The following is a 15923-nucleotide window of genomic DNA, read 5'->3' as shown; positions in this document are numbered from 1 at the left end:
ATGCCGCGGTGCCCCGTGCGCGGCCGCGCGCCGGGCGGGGCGTGCCGTCCTGGGGAGCGGCGGGTACGCCCTCGCCGCGCGGGCGCGGGACGTCCGAGCGGACGGGGTCGTCGCCGGGCACGGCCGAGCCGCGTACGGCCTCGGCCGCGGGGACGGGGGCCTTGCCGTGGCCCAGCTCGTCCGAACAGCCGCCGGGGGTGGCGGGCATGCCGGGGCCGCCCGGGGCCGGTGTCGCGGCGGCCGCGGCAGGCGGCGGGCCCTCCTGCGAGGTGGGGTACTCCGTCACGCGTGGAATTCCGTCCGTTTGCGCTCGATGTGCGCTGCACTCAACTCGGTCAGTCGCGGTATACCCGCTCAGCGGCGGGGACACCATCGCCCCGCGGTTCCGCGTCCCGCTCGTTACCTCTCGCTCTGCTTTGACCTCCGGTCAAGTCCCGCGTCCGGCACGACATTTACGGCTTCAGGGCCCAGCGCGCCTCCCGCGCGCGACCTGCGGAGGGAGATCTTACGGTTGAACCCCGGGGGCGCATCAAGGGTCTCATGAGGTCATATGCGCCGGGGTGCGGTCCCAGTCCTCGGGCAGGGCCGGAACTCCCCAGGCGGGATCCGGCCGCCAGTCCTGCCAGCCGTCGGAGAACGGCGCCCCCCAGGCCTTGATCACGTCCACCGCCGCCCGCCCCGCGGCCTGCACCTGGCGGGCCTGTTCGGCGTCCATCAGGCCGGCCCGCTGGGCCTGCGCGAACTCGTCCTCGTCGCGCCACTTCCACGTACGGTCGGGGTAGACGGAGATGTCCAGGAAGTGGTCCACGGAATCGACCCCGCCGGACCACCGGGTGCGCGGCTCCTCGAGGTTCACGTACCAGCTCTTGAACCGCCAGCCGTGGTCCCAGAACAGCCACACCGACCACGGGTCCCCGGGCCGGGCCAGCTTCAGCACGCCGGCCCCGAACCAGCGCGACCGTACGGTGGTGCGCGGCGCGGTGTACCGGGTGGCGAGCGGCTCCTCGTGTACGGAGGTGCCGTCGGCCAGCACCGGCTTGACGCACTCGGTGCCGGGAGCCATCCACACGGCCAGCAGTTCGGCGGTGTCCTGCACCACCGTCACCGGGCGGCAGATGTGGACCGCACCCTTCAGGGCCGGGGCGTGGTCGCGGTAGCGCCAGAGGACCTGCTCACCCGGCCGCCAGCGGGTGCCCTGCGCGTCGCCGCCCCCGCGGCCTCCGGTACCTGTCATGCGCAGATCTTAGGGCGGGGGCCCCCGCGCCCGCTGCGGTGCAGGTCACGGAGGTGCGCGGGGACGGGAAACGACCGAATCCGGCCCATGTCCGGAAACGTTTTTAGGGCCGGGTCATCCGCAGGACGTCGAGGGCCTCGTCCAGTTGTTCCAGCGTCAGGTCGCCGCGGTCGACGTACCCGGACTCCAGCACGACCTCCCTGATCGTCTTCCGCTCGGCGAGGGCCTTCTTCGCGACCTTGGCCGCCTCCTCGTAGCCGATGTACCGGTTCAGCGGGGTCACCACGGAGGGGGAGGACTCGGCGAACTCCCTGGCCCGCGCCACGTTCGCGGTGATCCCGTCGACCGTGCGGTCGGCCAGCAGGCGGCTCGCGTTGCCGAGCAGCCGGATCGATTCCAGCAGGTTCTTGGCCATCACCGGGAGCATCACATTGAGCTCGAAATTGCCGGCCGCGCCCGCCACGGCGACGGTCGTGTCGTTCCCGGTCACCTGTGCGGCGACCATCAGTACGGCCTCCGGGATCACCGGATTGACCTTCCCGGGCATGATCGAGGAGCCAGGCTGGAGATCGGGCAGATTGATTTCGGCCAATCCCGTGCGCGGCCCCGAGGCCATCCAGCGCAGATCGTTGGAGATCTTGGTCAGGGAGACGGCGATCGTACGGAGCATCCCCGAGGTCTCCACCAGCGCGTCCCGCGCCCCCTGGGCCTCGAAGTGGTTGCGCGCCTCGGTCAGCGGCAGCCCGGTCGCGGCGGCCACCTCGGCGATCACGGCGGCGGAGAATCCGGGCGGGGTGTTGATCCCGGTGCCCACGGCGGTCCCGCCCAGCGGCAGTTCGGCGAGCCGGGGCAGGGCCGCGCGCAGCCGCTCGACGCCGTAGCGCACCTGGGCGGCGTACCCGCCGAACTCCTGGCCCAGGGTCACCGGGGTGGCGTCCATCAGGTGGGTGCGGCCCGCCTTGACCACCTCGGCGAACTCGGCGGCCTTGCGCTCCAGGGCGGCGGCGAGGTGCTCCAGGGCGGGGATCAGCTCACGGGTGACGGCGGCGGTCGCGGCGATGTGGATGGACGACGGGAACACGTCGTTGGAGCTCTGCGAGGCGTTGACGTGGTCGTTGGGGTGGACCTCGCGGCCGAGCCGCTCGCCGGCCAGGGTCGCGATGACCTCGTTGGCGTTCATGTTGGACGAGGTGCCGGACCCGGTCTGGAACACGTCGACCGGGAAGTGCTCGTCCCAGCGGCCCTCGGCCACCTCGGAGGCGGCGGACCGGATCGCGTCGGCGGTGTCCTCGTCCACGACCCCCAGCTTCGCGTTCACCGCGGCGGCCGCGGCCTTGACGAGGGCGAGCGCCTCGATGTGGGCGCGCTCCAGACGCTGGCCGGAGAGGGGGAAGTTCTCCACCGCGCGCTGGGTCTGGGCCCGCCATTTGGCATGCGCGGGGACCCGTACCTCGCCCATCGAGTCGTGCTCGACGCGGTACTCGCTCGCAGGCCCCTGGGACTGCTGATCTTTCGTCATCTTGATTGCCTCCTCAAAAAGTTGAGCAATTGTCTTGTTCGAAGTGTTCCCAAGTCCCCTACCGGCCAGTAAATACCGGGGGTAACACCGACAGGGGAGACGTTCATGACACGTGTGGGTACGAGACCCGGGCTCAGATCTACCTTTGCCGCCGCCGCGGCGATCGCGGCCGCCCTCGGGGGCGTCACCGCCATCACCCCCATGGCCCAGGCCGCGAGCAGCCCCGCTGCGGCCGCCACCCCGCTCTCGCCCGAACTGGAGGCCATCCGCGCGGCGGAGGCCGTCAAGATCTACGGCGACGCGGCGATCCGCCCGCTGAACGAGCGCAAGACAGGCCTGATCTCGCTCGGCGACAGCGAGATTTCGGGCGAGGGCGTGGGCAACTACGACCCGGCGACCAACACCCCGAACAACCAGTGCCACCGCTCGCCGGACTCCGCGATCCACCGCACCGGCATCCCGGCCGACCTGACCTTCAACGTCGCGTGCTCCGGCGGCTACACCGGCAACATCCGGATCGGTGGCAGCAAGCAGTACGCGGACGAGCTGGTGCAGAGCGACAGCCTGGCCGTCAAGGCGCGCAATACGAAGATCAAGATGGTGCTGCTCGTCGCCGGCGCCAACGACGACCTGCAGTTCGGCCCGGTCATGACCGACTGCGTGACCCGCTGGGTGCTCAGCCAGGGCACCTGCGAGCCCAAGTACGGGCCGGGCTGGCAGGCACGCGTGGACGGCCTGAAGCCCAAGGTCGAGGCGACGGTCGCCGATCTCAAGACGGTCATGCGCGACGCGGGTTACGCGGACTCCGACTACAAGCTCGTCGTGATGGGCTACCCGAGCCCCATCGGCCCCGACTTCTACGACAACCCGAACTTCCCGGGCAAGCTCCCCGGAGGCTGCGCCGGCTACGACTCCGACGCCGCCTGGGGCCGCAACTACGCGGTGCCCGCCTTCGAGAAGGGCATGCGCGCGGCGGCGCTGGCCTCGGGGGCCACGTACCTGGACAACTCGCGGCTCTTCCAGGGCCACGAGGTGTGCATGGAGGACACCTGGGCCCGCGGCCTCTACCTGGACCTCGGGGACCACTTCCCGTGGGACGAGAACACCGCCCGCCAGTCCTTCCACCCCAACTACCGGGGCCACGGCGCGTTCGCGTCCTGCCTGACCCAGCTCTACGACTCGGGCCTGCGCGAGGCCTCCTGCGCCGACCCGGCGAGCACCGGGACGCCCGTCCTGCAGGCCGGGTCCTGGGACTCCCTCTACGCGCCGCTGAAGAACGAGGCGACCGGCAACTGCCTCGACTCCAACGGCGGCTCCAGCGCCAACGAGACCAAGGTCATCGGCTGGGACTGCCACGGCGGCCGCAACCAGGGCTGGTGGTACGACTCCGCCAGGAAGTCCGTCCACATCGAGCTCACCCACGACCGCTGCCTGGACGCCCCGGGCGCCAACTACGGCGCGGGCACCGGCCTGATCATCTGGAACTGCCACGGCGGCGCGAACCAGCAGTGGGTCCGCGACGGCGCCACCCTGCGGCCCGCGGCCGCCCCGGGCATGTGCCTGACCGTGGCCGCCGCCCACGACCAACTGCGCCTGCAGACCTGCAACGGCGCGGCGACCCAGCGCTTCGCGTAACCCCCGTTCGCGCAACCCCCCACACCCGGCCGGCACGGCCGGCCGGGTGTTCTCGTCCGGGCTCACCGGCTGCCCGCTACCGGCTGCGCAGGTACTCCCGCACCTCACGCGGCCGGTTGGTGATCAAGGTGTCCACACCCAGCCGCAGGCACAGCTCGACGTCCTCCGGCTCGTCGACCGTCCAGACGCGCACGCGCAGCCCCTTGGCCTTGAGCCGCGCCACCAGCCCCGGGTCCTTGCGCAGCAGGTCGATGCCGGGACCGGCGTGCCCCGCGAAGGGAGGCCTCGGCGGCCGCACCGCCCGCTCGATCAGGTACACGGCGGGCAGCCCGGGGGCCAGCCGGTTCAGCCGGATCAGGGCGTTGCGGGAGAAGCTCATCACCTCGACCCGGCCGTCGGAGCCGTCGGCGAGCCCGTGCTCCTTGAGGACCCGTACGAGCTCGGCCTCCAGCCGGCCGCCTGCGCGGGTGGGGTGCTTCGTCTCGACGGCCAGCCCGACGGGCCGGTCGGCGGCCAGCGCCTCCTTGAGCAGGTCCTCGAAGAGCAGCACCTGCGCCCCGCGGTGCGCCGCGCCCTTCCAGCCGCCGAAGTCGAGGCCGGCCAGCTCCTCGTACGTCATGGCGGAGACGGTCCCGCGTCCGTCGGAGGTCCGCTCCACCCGCCGGTCGTGCACGCACACGAGCCGCCCGTCGGCACTCAGCCGTACGTCGCACTCCAGCGCATCGGCCCCGTCGTCGATGGCCTGCCGATAGGCGGCGAGGGTGTGCTCGGGGTGCTCGTGCGAGGCCCCGCGATGGGCGATGACCCGCACGTCGCGGGCGGTGGCGAGTGAACTCATGCCCCAGACGTTATCCGGATGCGCCAACCGCATCGGTGCAGCATGCTGCACCGATGCCCGAACACTTCATGACGTTCCACTGCACACCGTGCGCGTCCTGCCGGGACGAGTCCTGGCAGCGCATCGTCGACGGCCGCCTGCGCTGGGAGTGGCAGCACTACTGCCCGGTGTCCAAGACGCAGGCGTGCGACGGAGGCTGGGGACCGGCCGCGGAAGACGTCCGCGAGGAGGTCGTGGCCCGCGAGGGGACGGTACGCCTGGAGGTCGGCGGCCCGCACGGCATTCCCCTCAAGCCCCTCCGTGAGCTGATGGCCCTCTCGCTCCCGGAGCTCGTCCACGCCCGCACCCACGGCTTCGAGGCCACCCCGGTCGAGGCGGCACTACTGCGCGGCACGCTCGGGTGAGAGGGCTTCGGCGATCCGCTCCGCCGCTTCGGCGGGGAGCGTCCCGAGGTCCACGTACGCCCGACCCGCATGCGTGACGGAGGGCCGCACACGCCCCCACGCCGACTCCGGCAACCCGAGCCCCGCGAAGGCCGCCCGCAGGGACTCGGCGGCCACGGTGGCCCGCTCCCAGGCCTCCCTCCAGGCCTGCATCTCCATCACGCGCCCTTCCCCTGACCGCCGCATTCCACCGCATGCCGATTAGACCACGACCGCAGCCCCGGACCCCTGCTGGAGGGTCCGCCGACGGACGGGATCAAGCAACTGGACCTCCTGCCGACAGGCGGAGCACTCGTTCCCCGGCGGCGCGTAGGTCATGTACTCCCACTCGTCCGTCCTGTCAGCCACGGCGCACCTCTTTCACCACTGTCTCCGACAATCGCCAGCCAATGGTGTCCGGCCGAAAGGCGTGGCTTCTAGCCGGTTTCCTGTTCGCGCAAAAACCCGTCCCGGATGGTCTCGATCAGGGTTCGCATGGCGTCACCTTCAACGGAGATCCCACTGAATCCTTCGAACTTGGTTACGTACAGTGCAATGTCCCGGGGATCCGTCACCACGGTCTCCGCGTGAACCATCTCAACTGTCACCATTCGATCATCCTTGATGGAGAACGAATGGGCGGGGAAGTCCACCTGCGGGGCGGAGAGTGCAACGACCCGGATGTCCACGTTGGGAAGCCGTGACACGGAAACCAACCGGTCGAGCTGTCCCGCCATCACCAGAGGCGGGACGATCAGCCACCGGAGGACCGATTCCGTGATGATGAAGCGGAACGTCTTCCCATCCGCATACAGGATGCTTTGCCGTGCCAGCCGCGCGCTGATCGTGCGTTCCAGCTGCACTTCCGTCAGGTCTTTTCGCGCGAAAACCGCCCGCACGTATTCCGGAGTCTGGAGCAGCCCGGGGACGAGCGAGGGCTGAAAGAGGCGCAGCAGGGTTGTTCGGGATTCGATGGCCTGCACCTGCTGCTGCTTCCGGCTGTGCCCCAGACGTCTGACAAGCCGCCACGCAGTGACCTCTGTGGCCGCTTCTCTGGCGGCGGCCATGTACTCGGCCTTGACCTCGCCCGACACTCCGATTGCCGTCAGGATGCACTCGACGTCCGTGACGCTTGGAGCCGTGTTTCCGTTCTCAATCTTGGAGAGCTTGGAACGGGACATGGCAGCGCCACGGGCGACCACTTTCGCTTCCAGCCCGGAAGACTCCCGCAGATCCCGCAGCGCCGACCCGAGATGAGATCTCTTCACCCGCCGTACGTCGTCCACCACTCAGCGAACGGCACGGCCTGAGCCATTGCAGCGTCCCTGTATCCCAAGAACCTGGACAGTTCGTCTTCTCCCAGGAACTCGACGCCCAGGTATTTACCGTCTCCGTCGTAGTGCATGGCTCCGACGGTGTGCTCATCGAAGAGCCAGAAGTCCGGGGCTTCCGGGATCGGGTTCTCCTGGTTGGTCGTATCCAGGATGAAGAACTCTTCCCCCGCCGTCATGTTTCGACGGTACCCCCAGGAGAGCTCGTAGCGAAGGTAGTCCGTCAGCGGACGGGCGAGGACGTGGACGCGATAGATACGCCTTCCCGACCGGACCGCCTCGCCGACCGTCGTCATCCATCCCACGGTGTTGTAGTTCTCGGGCTGCGGCTCGCCGGCAAGGAACGCACGGTAGGCGTCAACGCCACCCGACTTGCTGTAATCGTCCAGTGTCTCCAGCCGGAAGGCTGCAACGTCGAAGTCCTTGAACCAATCGCCCAGCGACCTAGATGAGGTTGTCACGAACAGCCTTCCGGATGAGCTCGATCGGAACTTCCACCAGGGTTTCGTGACCGGGGATCTCCAGCCCGTGATCAGCCACCGTGGTTCCCTGGATGGCCAGCGTGCCGCGGTCCGTTACATAGACGGTCGGGCACTCGCCTTCGTCGCACTCGCCTACCAGTCGCGTCAGCTTCACAAGCCGCCCCTCGTCATGGGATGTCGTCTCCGATGCTCCCGGGCCCCAACCCGAGGAACAAGGGGTTCGGGTTTCCGTTACTGGAAACCGCCCAACGGGGTGGCGTGGCCGCGACGGCAAGAGCCCCTGGCGGGGCCAGGGGCTCTTTACCGGGGGCGGGTGCGGTTACGCGAGGCCCGGGCCGCGGAGGGGGATGTGGGTGAAGGTGGGGGCCGGGGCCGGGTTCTGGAAGAAGTCGTTGCCCTTGTCGTCCACGACGATGAACGCCGGGAAGTCCTCGACCTCGATCTTCCAGACCGCCTCCATGCCGAGCTCCTCGTACTCCAGGACCTCGACCTTCTTGATGCAGTCCTGCGCCAGGCGCGCCGCCGGGCCGCCGATCGAGCCGAGGTAGAAGCCGCCGTGCGCGGCGCACGCGTCCGTCACCTGCTGCGAGCGGTTGCCCTTGGCCAGCATGACCTTCGAGCCGCCCGCCGCCTGGAACTGCTCGACGTACGAGTCCATGCGGCCGGCCGTGGTCGGGCCGAAGGAGCCCGAGGCGTAGCCCTCGGGGGTCTTCGCCGGGCCGGCGTAGTAGACCGGGTGGTCCTTCAGGTACTGCGGCATCTCGGTGCCCGAGTCCAGCAGCTCCTTGATCTTGGCGTGCGCGATGTCGCGCGCCACCACCAGCGGGCCCGTCAGGGAGAGGCGGGTCTTCACCGGGTGCCGGGTGAGCGTGGCGAGGATGTCCTCCATCGGCTGGTTCAGGTCGATCTTCACCACGTCCGCCGACTCGTCCAGGTGCTCGTCCGTCGTCTCCGGGAGGAAGCGGGCCGGGTCGCGCTCCAGCTGCTCCAGGAAGACGCCCTCCGCGGTGATCTTCGCGGTCGCCTGGCGGTCCGCCGAGCACGAGACCGCGATGGCCACCGGCAGCGACGCGCCGTGGCGCGGCAGGCGGACGACGCGCACGTCGTGGCAGAAGTACTTGCCGCCGAACTGCGCGCCGATGCCGATCTTCTGCGTCAGTTCGAAGACCTGCTGCTCCAGGTCGAGGTCCCGGAAGCCGTGGCCCAGCGGGGAGCCCTCGGTGGGCAGCTCGTCCAGGTAGTGGGCCGAGGCGTACTTCGCCGTCTTGAGCGCGTGCTCGGCCGACGTGCCGCCGACCACGATCGCGAGGTGGTACGGCGGGCAGGCCGCGGTGCCCAGCGAACGGATCTTCTCCTCCAGGAACTTCATCATGGAGGCCTCGTTGAGGACCGCCTTCGTCTCCTGGTAGAGGAAGGACTTGTTGGCCGAGCCGCCGCCCTTGGCCATGAAGAGGAACTTGTACGCGCCGCCGTCCGTCGCGTACAGCTCGATCTGCGCGGGCAGGTTCGAGCCGGTGTTCTTCTCCTCCCACATGGTGAGCGGGGCCATCTGCGAGTAGCGCAGGTTGAGGCGCGTGTACGCGTCGAAGATGCCGTGCGACAGAGCCGCCTCGTCCCCGCCCTCCGTCAGCACGTTCTGGCCGCGCTTGCCCATCACGATCGCCGTGCCCGTGTCCTGGCACATCGGCAGGACGCCGGCCGCCGCGATGTTCGCGTTCTTCAGGAGGTCGAGCGCGACGAACTTGTCGTTCGACGAGGCCTCGGGGTCGTCGATGATCCGGCGCAGCTGCGCGAGGTGCGCGGGGCGCAGGAAGTGCTGGATGTCGTGGATGGCCTCTTCGGCGAGCGTGCGCAGCGCCTCGGGCTCGACCTTGAGGAACGTACGGCCGTCGGCCTCGAACGTCGAGACGCCCTCCGAGGTCACCAACCGGTAGGGGGTGGTGTCCTCGCCCAGGGGCAGCAGGTCGGTGTACGCAAACTCTGGCATGACGGCAGTCATTCCTCACTCGGCAGACGGCGCTGGCGACCATTTGGCAGCGCGGCTATCCAGCGTAGGACCTCCGCCCCGGGGTGCGTCTGTGAGGTAAGGCTCACTGTCAACTGCCGCCGACTATCGCGATCTATCGCGTATCGCTATGCTGGCCGGCGTGGACCTGGAAAAGAAGCCTGCCGCGCCCGCCGACCTGCGGGCCTCCGACGCCGACCGCGACCGGATCGCGCACATCCTGGCCGACGCCCTCGCCGAGGGCCGGCTGACCACCGACGAGCACTCCGAGCGGCTGGATTCGCTGTACGCGGTGAAGACGGTCGGGGAGCTGGAGGTGCTCGTACGGGACCTCCCGGCACCCGGCGGCCCCGCGGCGGCGCCCGCGTACGGACAGTACGCGGCCCCGGCCCCGGTCCCGGCCGCCGACGGCCGGGCGGCGGTCTCGGAGACCGTGGTCGCCGTGTGCAGCAGCTCCACCCGCAAGGGCCGCTGGCGCCCCGGCGCCCACACCCGCGTGGTGGCGGTCCTCGGCGACGTCACCATCGACCTCACCGAGGCCGTCTTCGAGCAGCAGGTCACCGAGATCGACGTGACGAGCGTGCTGGGGAACGTCGAGATCACGGTCCCGGAGAACGTGACCCTGCGCGGCTACGGCAGCGGGGTCCTCGGGAACTTCGAGGTGCACGGGGAGGGCCGCGCCGAGACCACCGACCCGAGCGCGCCGGTCGTGATCGTCCGCGGCTTCGCCCTGCTGGGCAACATCGAGGCCCGCCCCAAGCTCGGCGCCCGCCTCGTGGACCTGGCCCTCAAGCTGCGCAAGCGCCTCCAGGGGTAGCCCGGCCCCGGCCCCGGCCCCGGCCCGGCCCCGGCCCCGATCCAGGTCCCGGCCCCCTTCCCGACCCCGATCCGGCCCCGGCCGCATCCGTGTCAACTGGCCGGGATTTCAGCCGACTTGGCCGGAGTCCGCCCTAGGATCGGCCCCATGACCGCATCCAAGTGGGACTTGCTCGATGCCGCGCACGCGGCGCTGCGCTCCGTCGTCGACGGAGTGCCCGCCGACGGCTGGGACCGTCCGACGCCCTGCGAACGGTGGAATGTCAGCCAAGTGCTGCAGCACGCGGCCGGCGACCAGCTCGGCTACGCCGCCCGCCTCACCGGCGGCCCGGGCCCGGCCGAAGACCCCTTCGCGCCCTCCGGCATCCTGGCCGCCGCCCCCGCGCAGCTGCTGGCCCCGGCCCTCGACGCCGCGGCGGAGGCCTTCGCCGGGGTCGCGCCGGGTACGGCGGAGGTCGCCGTACCGCTGCCCCCGTTCACCGTCCCCGCCGAGACCGCGGTCGGCGCGGCCGCCCTCGACGCCGCCGTCCACGCCTGGGACATCGCCGTCGCCACCGGCCTGCCCTCCCCGCTGACCCCGGCCCTCGCCGCGGCCCTGCGCCCGACGGCGGAGACCCTCGCCGAGCCCCTGCGCGGGTTCGCGTACGGCCCGGCGCTGCTGCCGGCGCCCGACGCCGCCGCCGACCCGGTGGCCGCGCTGCTCGCGTACCTCGGCCGCCGGCCCGACTGGACGCCGCCGGACGCGCTGCGGGGCGCCCGTCAGGAGTGAGCCCGCGCGCGGGCGTGCGCGGGCGCGCGACGACGTACACCGGCGTCGCGTTTCGGTCGAAGTTCGACGGGGCGGCGCCCTTGCTCCACGCAGTGCATAGGGGCGCGCACAGCGGGTAGGGACAGGTGCATCGTCTCTCGCTTGCGTATACGTCGTCAGGAGTAGGCCGTGCCGCATCCGCCGCATCAGTCCCTGCAGGTAGCCGCCGTACCGAGCCTTCAAGCCCGTCCGGCCGCCGTACCGAAGCCGCGGGTGCCGGCGAGGGAAGATGACGGCCCATGGCACGCGGAGGCGGTGTGCCGCCGGGACGAGGCGGGGCTGTTCTTCGCCCCCTCCAAGGAGCCGACGGCGGCCCGGCTCTCCCGTGAGGAGGCCGCGAAGCGGGTCTGCGCGCGCTGTCCGGTGATGGTCGCCTGCCGCGAGCACGCCCTGCTCCAGCCCGAGCCGTACGGGGTGTGGGGCGGGCTCACCGCCGCCGAGCGGCGCGTGGTGCTGGCCCGCCGCAGGCGCCGCGCGGCGGAGCTGCGCCAAGCGCCGGGAGCCGGGCCGATAGCCGCCGCGGGCTGAGTCCCGCACGTACGCAGGCGAGAGGGGCGCAACCGCCGCACGCGGTTGCGCCCCTCTCGCCGTACCGGCTGCCCGCAGCCCTGTTCGCGGCTCCTACTGGGCGCGGTCGAAGTCGATCGCGCTGTACGCGCGCAGCTTCGACAGGCGGTGCGTCGAGTCGATCTGCCGGATCGTGCCCGACTTCGAGCGCATGACCAGCGAGGACGTGGTCGCGGTCTCCGAGCGGTAGTGGACGCCGCGCAGCAGCTCGCCGTCCGTGATGCCGGTGGCGACGAAGAAGACGTTGTCGCCGGAGACCAGGTCGTTCGTGTGCAGGACGCGGTCCAGGTCGTGGCCGGCGTCGATGGCCTTCTGGCGCTCGGCCTCGTCCTTGGGCCACAGCTTGCCCTGGATGGTGCCGCCGAGGCACTTGATGGCGCAGGCCGAGATGATGCCCTCGGGGGTGCCGCCGATGCCGAGCAGCAGGTCCACGCCGGTGCCCTCGCGCACCGCCATGACCGAGCCGGCGACGTCGCCGTCGGAGATGAACTTGATGCGGGCACCCGTCTCGCGGATCTCCTTGACGATGCCCTCGTGGCGCGGGCGGTCCAGGATGATCACGGTGACGTCTTCGACGGCCATGTTCTTGGCCTTGGCGACGCGGCGGATGTTGACGGAGACCGGGGCGTTGATGTCGACGAAGTCGGCGGCCTCGGGTCCGGTGACCAGCTTCTCCATGTAGAAGACCGCGGACGGGTCGAACATGGTGCCGCGGTCGGCGGCGGCCAGGACGGCGATGGCGTTCGGCATGCCCTTGGCGTTCAGGGTGGTGCCGTCGATCGGGTCGACCGCGATGTCGACCTCGGCGCCGGTGCCGTCGCCGACCCGCTCGCCGTTGAACAGCATCGGTGCTTCGTCCTTCTCGCCCTCGCCGATGACGACGACGCCGTTCATCGAGACGGTGGAGATCAGGGTCCGCATCGCGTTGACCGCGGCGCCGTCGGCGCCGAGCTTGTCGCCGCGCCCGACCCACCGGCCCGCGGCCATGGCAGCGGCCTCGGTCACCCGGACGAGCTCCAGGGCGAGGTTGCGGTCGGGGGCCTCCGGAGAGACTTCGAGCTGGGGCGGCAGGTTGTGCTCGGTCATCGGAGCGCACCTTTCTGTACGGCGACGGCCGGGAAGTGAGGGTGCTGGAACTCTATCGGTACGTCGACAAATTGAGCAGACCGGGTCACGTATGAGCGGTATATCGGTCACGCGGTTGGCGTGAGCGGACGTCTTGCGGACATCCCCGGAGACCCGGGGGCCCGCCGCGCCCACCCCGGCGGAGATCACTCCCGGTCATGGGGGACGATGGTGGCGTGGCAGGTATGAAGGGCAAGCAGACGGTCTGGGACATGGTCCGGTCGCTGGCGGTGATCGGCATCGTCGTCGCGGTGATCTACATCTTCGTCCCACATGACGAGAAGGCCGATCCGACACACGTGGTCGACTACCGGGTGGAGACGATCACCGCACGGCGCGCCGCGCCGTACCCGGTGGCTGTGCCGGTGGGGCTCCCCGCCGAGTGGCGCGCGACCTCGGTGACGTACGACCGCAGGGCCGCGAACGCCTGGCACCTGGGTTTCCTGGACCCGAAGGGGCAGTACGTCGCGATCGAGCAGTCCAGCGACGCCTCGGCCAAGCACCTGGCAGGCGTCACCCGGCAGGCGAAGGCCACCGGGCAGACGCAGCAGGTCGGCGACCTGGTCTGGGAGCGCTGGGAGGGCGAGAAGTACGACGCCCTCGTCCGGCAGGAGCAGGGGTACGCCACGGTCGTGACCGGCACCGCCTCCTTCGAGGACCTGGGCGCGATGGCGGCGGCGCTGGAGTTCAAGCAGGAGCCCAAGCAGGGCGCCCAGCAGTGATCTGAGTCGGTCGCATGCGAGAAGGCCGCTCCCCGGAACCCCGGGGAGCGGCCTTCTGCGTACCTGTCCGCACTCAGACGGTGGTGATGACCTCGTCGAAGCCCAGGCGCGGGGAGCGGTCGAACCAGGCGTCGTCGCCCGGCTTGCCGATGTTGACGACCATGATCGGGGTGTGGTCGGCGTCCAGGAACTCCTTCTGGATGCCGGCCAGGTCGGCGCCGGTCATCGGGCCCGCGGCCAGGCCGGCGGCGCGGACGCCCACGATGAAGTACGCGGCCTGCAGGGCGCCGTTCACCAGCGCGGACTGCTCACGCACCGGGCGCTCGGAGAAGAACATGTCCTTGGCCGGCGGGAAGTGCGGCAGCAGGCGCGGCAGCTCCTCGTGGAACTCGTTGTCCGCGGAGAGGATCGCGACGAGCGGCGCGGCGGCGGTCTTGGCCTGGTTGCCCTCGGCCATGTGCTTCACGAGGCGCTCGCGGGCCTCGGGGGAGCGGACCAGGGTGATGCGCAGCGGCGTGCCGTTGAAGGCGGTGGGGCCGAACTTCACCAGGTCGTAGATCGCCTGGACCTGCTCCTCGGTCACCGGCTCGTCGGAGAACGAGTTGGCGGTGCGGGCCTCGCGGAACAGCAGGTCCTGGGCGGCGGCGTCGAGAACGAGAGACATCGGAAAGCCTTCTTCCATACATGCGGGGGTGAAGCGATGCCTCGACTCTAAGCGGGAAGTTGTAGAACTTTCAACTAAATCCGCTCGAAGATGACTCACGTCACGTTTGAGCCGCCCGATCAGGCGTCCCGCTCGTCACCCCCGCCGCCCTCACGGGCACCGCCGGCCTCGCCGGCCCCCGCCTCGCGGGCCGCCAGCGCCGAGTCGAGCCGGGCGCGGGCGCCCTCCAGCCAGTGCCGGCAGACCCGCGCGAGCTCTTCGCCGCGCTCCCAGAGCGCGAGGGAGTCCTCGAGCGACGTCCCGCCGGCCTCCAGCTTGCGGACGACCTCGACGAGCTCGTCCCGGGCCTGCTCGTACCCCAACGAGGTATCGGTTTCAGTCATTCCCGTTCCACCTTATGTGTGCAGTACATCGAATATGTTCCGGGCTCCGGGGCCGAGGAGGCCGACCGGTTCACCCTGCGTCCGGCCCCGCGACCCGTACGGAGAACTCGCCTTCCGCCACCCGCGCCCGCAGCACCTCGTCCCCCGAGACCTGCTCCGGCGACCGCACCACGTGCCCGTCCGCCCGCTGCAGTACGGCGTACCCGCGCTCCAGCGTCGCCGCCGGGGACAGCGCCACCACCCGGGCCAGCGTGTGCGCCAGCTCCGAATCGGCCCGGTCCAGCAGGTGCCCCAGCGTCCGCCGGGTACGCCCCAGCAGGGCCTCCAGCTCGGCCTCGCGGGTCTCCACCATCCGCTGGGGATGGACGAAAACCGGCCGGGCCAGCGCGTGCGCGAGCCCCCGCTCCTCCCGGTCGAGCAGCCCGCGCACCGCCCGCAGCCCCCGGCCCTGCAGCTGGCGTACCCGCTCCAGCTCCTCGCCCACGTCCGGGACCACCTTCTTCGCCGCGTCCGTGGGCGTGGAGGCCCGCACGTCCGCGACGAGGTCCAGCAGCGGGGAGTCCGGCTCGTGCCCGATCGCCGAGACCACGGGCGTACGGGCCGCCGCGACCGTCCGCACGACCTCCTCGTCTGAGAACGGCAGCAGGTCCTCCACGCTGCCGCCGCCACGGGCCACGATGATCACGTCGACCTCGTCCAGGGCGTCGAGCTCCTTGACCGCCCGGATCACCTGGGGCACCGCGTTCACCCCCTGGACCGCCACGTTCCGCACCTCGAAGCGGACCGCGGGCCAGCGCCGCCGGGCGTTCTCCAGCACGTCGCGCTCGGCCGCCGAGGCCCGCCCGACCACCAGCCCGATCAGCTGCGGCAGGAAGGGCAGCGGCTTCTTGCGGTCCAGGGCGAACAGCCCCTCGGAGGCCAGCGAGCGCTTGAGCTTCTCCAGCCGGGCGAGCAACTCGCCGATGCCGACGGGCCGTATCTCGGTCGCCCGCAGCGACAGCTGCCCGCGCGGGGCGTACCACTCCGGCTTGGCCAGGACGACGACCCGCGCGCCCTCCGTCACCGCGTCCGCGACCTCGTCGAAGACCTGGCGGTAGCAGGTGACGCTGAGCGAGATGTCGTGCGAGGGGTCGCGCAGCGTCAGGAAGACCACCCCCGCCCCCGGCCGCCGCGAGAGCTGCGTGATCTGCCCTTCCACCCACACCTGGCCCAGCCGGTCGATCCAGCCCCCGATGAGCCGGGACACCTGACCGACCGGCAGCGGCGCGTCAGCCGACGTATTCAGACCCATGTACGCAGGCTATCCGCCCGCGCCGACAGCCACACTGACACCGTCTCAGGGGCCGTCGGCGGTGTCGGGATCCGGTCGGGC

The 15923-nt window shown here is 70.8% G+C and carries 19 protein-coding genes and 1 pseudogene; 6 read left to right on the top strand and 14 right to left on the bottom strand.

From position 1 onward, the window contains the following. The 3 genes and pseudogenes from ACFXGI_RS12085 to ACFXGI_RS12075 form a co-directional block, all read right to left on the bottom strand. Window positions 1-286, bottom strand: a pseudogene (locus tag ACFXGI_RS12085) (hypothetical protein); the annotation flags it as partial. A 252-nt stretch (window positions 287-538) separates the two neighbouring features. Then, window positions 539-1234: a DUF402 domain-containing protein gene (locus tag ACFXGI_RS12080; RefSeq protein WP_384705296.1), complete on the bottom strand. Its 696-nt coding sequence runs from the start codon at window positions 1232-1234 to the stop codon at window positions 539-541. Between the two features lie 103 nt (window positions 1235-1337). After that, the gene (locus ACFXGI_RS12075; protein ID WP_384705295.1) at window positions 1338-2753 is read right to left on the bottom strand and encodes a class II fumarate hydratase; all 1416 of its coding nucleotides are present in this window, start codon (window positions 2751-2753) and stop codon (window positions 1338-1340) included. A gap of 105 nt (window positions 2754-2858) precedes the next feature. Here ACFXGI_RS12075 and ACFXGI_RS12070 point away from each other — a divergent pair, with 105 nt between their 5' ends. Continuing rightward, on the top strand, window positions 2859-4388 hold the full coding sequence (locus tag ACFXGI_RS12070; RefSeq protein WP_384705294.1) for a ricin-type beta-trefoil lectin domain protein: 1530 nt from the start codon (window positions 2859-2861) through the stop codon (window positions 4386-4388). 76 nt (window positions 4389-4464) lie between these two features. On the opposite strand, the gene ACFXGI_RS12065 is transcribed toward ACFXGI_RS12070, so the two are convergent. Continuing rightward, window positions 4465-5226, bottom strand: coding sequence for a glycerophosphodiester phosphodiesterase (locus ACFXGI_RS12065; RefSeq protein WP_384705293.1), 762 nt, complete (start codon window positions 5224-5226; stop codon window positions 4465-4467). Window positions 5227-5279: 53 nt separating this feature from the next. On the opposite strand from ACFXGI_RS12065, the gene ACFXGI_RS12060 reads away from it, so the two are divergent. Next, on the top strand, window positions 5280-5630 hold the full coding sequence (locus ACFXGI_RS12060; RefSeq protein WP_384705292.1) for a hypothetical protein: 351 nt from the start codon (window positions 5280-5282) through the stop codon (window positions 5628-5630). Here ACFXGI_RS12060 and ACFXGI_RS12055 read toward each other — a convergent pair. The 6 genes from ACFXGI_RS12055 to ACFXGI_RS12030 all read right to left on the bottom strand — a co-directional run bounded on the left by ACFXGI_RS12055 (window position 5607) and on the right by ACFXGI_RS12030 (window position 9448). After that, a complete protein-coding gene (locus ACFXGI_RS12055; RefSeq protein WP_384705291.1) occupies window positions 5607-5831 on the bottom strand; it encodes a hypothetical protein in 225 nt (74 codons plus the stop codon). The two genes, ACFXGI_RS12060 and ACFXGI_RS12055, sit on opposite strands and share 24 nt — an antisense overlap. Window positions 5832-5870: 39 nt before the next feature. After that, complete coding sequence (locus ACFXGI_RS12050; RefSeq protein ID WP_384705290.1) at window positions 5871-6017, bottom strand: hypothetical protein; 147 nt, start codon at window positions 6015-6017, stop codon at window positions 5871-5873. 68 nt (window positions 6018-6085) lie between these two features. Continuing rightward, window positions 6086-6916 (bottom strand): helix-turn-helix domain-containing protein, encoded by an 831-nt coding sequence (locus ACFXGI_RS12045; RefSeq protein WP_384705308.1) that lies wholly within the window; start codon window positions 6914-6916, stop codon window positions 6086-6088. Continuing rightward, window positions 6913-7440 (bottom strand): DUF6879 family protein, encoded by a 528-nt coding sequence (locus tag ACFXGI_RS12040; protein ID WP_384705289.1) that lies wholly within the window; start codon window positions 7438-7440, stop codon window positions 6913-6915. Before ACFXGI_RS12040 ends, ACFXGI_RS12045 begins: the two co-directional genes overlap by 4 nt. Then, window positions 7424-7615: a hypothetical protein gene (locus ACFXGI_RS12035; protein ID WP_384705288.1), complete on the bottom strand. Its 192-nt coding sequence runs from the start codon at window positions 7613-7615 to the stop codon at window positions 7424-7426. The genes ACFXGI_RS12040 and ACFXGI_RS12035 overlap by 17 nt, the downstream gene beginning before the upstream one ends. Before the next feature lie 165 nt (window positions 7616-7780). Further along, window positions 7781-9448: a fumarate hydratase gene (locus ACFXGI_RS12030; protein WP_384705287.1), complete on the bottom strand. Its 1668-nt coding sequence runs from the start codon at window positions 9446-9448 to the stop codon at window positions 7781-7783. Between the two features lie 160 nt (window positions 9449-9608). Between ACFXGI_RS12030 and ACFXGI_RS12025 the strand changes: the two genes are divergently transcribed. From ACFXGI_RS12025 to ACFXGI_RS12015, 3 genes are all read left to right on the top strand, one after another. Continuing rightward, entirely contained in the window at window positions 9609-10283 is a 675-nt protein-coding gene (locus ACFXGI_RS12025; protein WP_384705286.1) for a DUF1707 domain-containing protein, read from the top strand. 147 nt (window positions 10284-10430) lie between these two features. Then, complete coding sequence (locus tag ACFXGI_RS12020) at window positions 10431-11051, top strand: TIGR03086 family metal-binding protein (RefSeq protein WP_384705285.1); 621 nt, start codon at window positions 10431-10433, stop codon at window positions 11049-11051. A gap of 168 nt (window positions 11052-11219) precedes the next feature. Beyond that, window positions 11220-11618, top strand: a complete 399-nt coding sequence (locus ACFXGI_RS12015; RefSeq protein ID WP_078622249.1) for a WhiB family transcriptional regulator — start codon at window positions 11220-11222, stop codon at window positions 11616-11618. A 93-nt stretch (window positions 11619-11711) separates the two neighbouring features. Here ACFXGI_RS12015 and glpX read toward each other — a convergent pair whose 3' ends face one another. Next, entirely contained in the window at window positions 11712-12743 is a 1032-nt protein-coding gene (gene glpX / locus ACFXGI_RS12010; RefSeq protein WP_030159594.1) for a class II fructose-bisphosphatase, read from the bottom strand. A gap of 224 nt (window positions 12744-12967) precedes the next feature. On the opposite strand from glpX, the gene ACFXGI_RS12005 reads away from it, so the two are divergent. Further along, on the top strand, window positions 12968-13504 hold the full coding sequence (locus ACFXGI_RS12005) for a DUF4245 domain-containing protein (RefSeq protein WP_384705307.1): 537 nt from the start codon (window positions 12968-12970) through the stop codon (window positions 13502-13504). 73 nt (window positions 13505-13577) lie between these two features. On the opposite strand, the gene ACFXGI_RS12000 is transcribed toward ACFXGI_RS12005, so the two are convergent. The 3 genes from ACFXGI_RS12000 to xseA form a co-directional block, all read right to left on the bottom strand. Continuing rightward, a complete protein-coding gene (locus ACFXGI_RS12000) occupies window positions 13578-14168 on the bottom strand; it encodes a malonic semialdehyde reductase (RefSeq protein ID WP_384705284.1) in 591 nt (196 codons plus the stop codon). Between the two features lie 119 nt (window positions 14169-14287). Beyond that, window positions 14288-14551, bottom strand: coding sequence for an exodeoxyribonuclease VII small subunit (locus ACFXGI_RS11995; RefSeq protein WP_384705283.1), 264 nt, complete (start codon window positions 14549-14551; stop codon window positions 14288-14290). A 70-nt stretch (window positions 14552-14621) separates the two neighbouring features. Then, window positions 14622-15842: an exodeoxyribonuclease VII large subunit gene (xseA, locus tag ACFXGI_RS11990; RefSeq protein WP_030867433.1), complete on the bottom strand. Its 1221-nt coding sequence runs from the start codon at window positions 15840-15842 to the stop codon at window positions 14622-14624. Window positions 15843-15923 lie beyond the last annotated feature (81 nt).

Origin of the sequence: Streptomyces sp. NPDC059355 (assembly GCF_042752335.1) — a bacterium.
Taxonomy (GTDB): Bacteria; Actinomycetota; Actinomycetes; order Streptomycetales; family Streptomycetaceae; genus Streptomyces.
This window is presented reverse-complemented; position numbering and strand designations above follow the sequence as displayed.